Below are 807 nucleotides of genomic sequence, written 5' to 3'. Positions count from 1 at the left end.
GTAAGTGTTCACCAAGCCCCTATTGACAGAAAAAGTGTGACACTCAGCACTTGATCCATTCTTGGCTATTGAGTGATCATTCCAGTGCTTCATCCTGTTTGTTATGAGCAGAAAGAAAGCCCCTAAATATCAAGAGGAACCGCCCGTAGCCTCTGACCTTAACGAAGCAAACGCACTGATTGAAGAGTTGTGGGAACAGTTGCGCCACCTTACCGATAAACAAGCTACTAACTCCAAAAACTCATCGAAACCACCTTCGTCTGACAACCCTAAGGACAAGCATGAGCGAAAAAAGATCAAAGCTCTAGTGGTTGCAATTCGAGAGGAGCTAAAGAAGGCCACACAGGGCATCAACGAAAACTCTCACGACTGAAAGCAACGGATGTAGTTATCGATTGTTTTCCTGAAGTGTGCCCTTGCTGTGCCCAGTCTGATATCGATGTTCAAGGTGGCCCTTACTACCGCCATCAGGTCTTCGATATTCCAAAACCCACTGTCGATATCACCGAATACCGTTTATTTTCAGGCCAATGTCGGCACTGTAAAGAAACCGTCAAGGCTCAAAAGCCTGACGATGCATCGCAAGGGATTATAGGGCCGAACTTATTAAGTTACATTGGAGTTCTTGCAGGGCAATATCACCTCAGTGTTCGGAAAATCCAATCTCTACTTAAAGAACAGCTTGGCACAACCTTTTCGGTCGGCGCGATTAGCGAAGCGCAAACGAAGGTCGCTTCAATGCTAACGCCATTGCATCAGGCGATAAAACAAGCGTTAAAGAAAGCGACTTTGATTCATGCTGACGAA

At 45.8% G+C, this 807-nt stretch carries 2 protein-coding genes; both read left to right on the top strand.

From position 1 onward, the window contains the following. Positions 1-103: 103 nt before the first annotated feature. Entirely contained in the window at positions 104-373 is a 270-nt protein-coding gene (locus R7E78_RS25820) for a DUF6444 domain-containing protein (protein WP_140112838.1), read from the top strand. A 35-nt stretch (positions 374-408) separates the two neighbouring features. Further along, positions 409-807, top strand: a 399-nt coding sequence (locus tag R7E78_RS25815) for an IS66 family transposase (RefSeq protein ID WP_318058567.1), incomplete at its 3' end; no start/stop codon positions are given.

The sequence above is a fragment of the Vibrio sp. YT-19(2023) genome, from assembly GCF_033337395.1.
This window is presented reverse-complemented; position numbering and strand designations above follow the sequence as displayed.

Coding starts and splice junctions, on each gene's coding strand:
- R7E78_RS25820 (WP_140112838.1), top strand. CDS start 104: ATGAGCAGAAAGAAAGCCCCTAAATATCAAGAGGAACCGCCCGTAGCC.